The sequence below is a fragment of the Streptomyces sp. URMC 127 genome, from assembly GCF_051386535.1.
In the GTDB taxonomy this organism is placed as follows: Bacteria; Actinomycetota; Actinomycetes; order Streptomycetales; family Streptomycetaceae; genus Streptomyces.
Window position 1 is genome coordinate 1 of record NZ_JBPQTW010000423.1, and the last position, 1,906, is coordinate 1,906.

The following is a 1,906-nucleotide window of genomic DNA, read 5'->3' on the forward strand; positions in this document are numbered from 1 at the left end:
AAACGGGGGCGGGGCGTTGAACGGGGGCGGGGCGTTGAACGGGCGTCACCCGGTGAGTTCGTCGTGCACGACGTCGCCGCCGACGGCGGTGAACACCACGGGCATGGCGGGGATGTCGTGCGGGTCCGCGGTGAGCAGGTCGCCCGCGAGCACGCACAGGTCGGCGACCTTGCCGACCTCCAGCGTGCCCTTCCAGTCCTCGGCGAAGTCCTGCCAGGCCGCGTCGGAGGTGTACGTGCGCAGGGCCTCGGCCAGCCGGATGCGCTGCTCGGGCCCGCTGACGCGGCCGCTGGCCTTGGACTCGCGCAGCATCATCGTGGACACGCCCTGCCGCCAGTCGGGGAGGGTGACGGGGGCGTCGGAGCCGCTGGTGACGGTCACGCCGGCGTCGATCGCGTCGCGGTAGGGCCATTCGTACGCCGCCCGCTGCGGCCCGACGAACTCCTCCTCAAGGTCGGCGACGGTCCATTTGATGGTGGGGTTCATGTTGACGCCGAAGCCGCTCCGCGCCAGTGTCCTCATGCTGCGGGCGGTGAGGAAGTCGCCGTGGATGACGTAGTGCCGGGCGTCGGGCCGGGGGTGCGCGGCGGCGGCCGCGGCGAAGGCGTCGACGACGGTGTCGATGGCCCGGTCACCGGTGACGTGGACACCCGCCTGGTACCCGGCGGCATGGGTGCAGCGGATCATCTCCGTGATCTGGGCGATGCGCTCCTCGTCGGTCTCCCCGCCGACGCACAGTGAGCCGCAGCCGCCGCCGACGTACGGCTCGTGCATCCAGGCCGTCTTGTTGACCGGAATGCCGTCGGCGAACAGTTTCACGCCGAGGACGGCGAGGCGGCGGGGGTCGGTGGACGGCGGCTCGTCCATGGCGGCCAGCGTGCGTACGAACTCCTCGGCCGTGCCGGTCATCCCCGTCGGCAGCAGCAGGACGCCGACCCGCGCGGTCAGTTCGCCGTCGGCGAGCAGGCGCCGGTAGACGTCAAGGGTGCTGTGGGCCATGGCGCCGCGCATGAGGGCGTCGCCGCCGGGGCCGAGGCCGGGCTCGGTGTAGCTGGTGATGCCGAGCCGGGCCAGGGTGCGCAGGGTGGCCCGGATCGCGTCGGCGCGCACCTCCGGGGAGAGGGCCGGCAGCGCCTGGTGAACGAGGTCCTGGGCGCCTTCCTGGAGGAGGCCGGTGGGCACGCCGTCCGCGTCGGTGACGATGACGCCTCCGGGCGGGACGGGGGTGTTCCGGTCGACGCCGGCCCACTTCAGGGCCATGGAGTTGACCCAGGTGGCGTGTCCGGTGGCGGAGTACAGCAGGACGGGATGGTGCGGGCTGACGGCGTCCAGGTCCTGCCGGGTGGGCAGGCGGGAGGGGTCGGCGACGCACTCGGCGAGGTAGCCCGCGTCCCAGCCGTGCCCGGTGATCCACTCCCCCGCCGGGGTCGACGCGGCGGCCTTCCGTACGGCCTCGGCCGCGTCGGCCAGCGACCGCACGGCGGGGTGGGAGACGTCCACGGACAGCGGGGGCATGGTCAGCCCGAAGGCGCAGCCGTGCAGGTGCGAGTCGTTGATGCCGGGCAGGAGCGTCCCGCCTTCGAGGTCGACGACACGGGTGGCGGGGCCGGCATGGGCCATGACCTCGTCGCGGTCGCCGACCGCGCTGACGAGGCCGTCGGTGACCGCCAGGGCGGAGGCGACGGTGAACCGGGAGTCGACGGTGAGGACGGAACCGTTGACGAAGACGAGATCTGCCGGAGTGGTGCCGGGCACAGTGATGTCCTATCTGCGGGGCTGCTGACGGGTCGCCCCCGGGGGAATCGGCCGGGGAGCTGGGAGCACTGTGCATCCGGGCGGCGTCCGTGCACATCGGTCATCCAACCGATGCGGGGCGCGGGGGGTGCGAGGGGTGAGGGGCGTGGGG

The 1,906-nt window shown here is 73.2% G+C and carries 1 protein-coding gene; it reads right to left on the reverse strand.

Features of this window, described 5'->3' with window-relative positions; translation table 11 throughout:
- Positions 1-45: 45 nt before the first annotated feature.
- Complete coding sequence (locus ACSNOH_RS34660; protein WP_436725423.1) at positions 46-1,755, reverse strand: amidohydrolase; 1,710 nt, start codon at positions 1,753-1,755, stop codon at positions 46-48.
- Positions 1,756-1,906 lie beyond the last annotated feature (151 nt).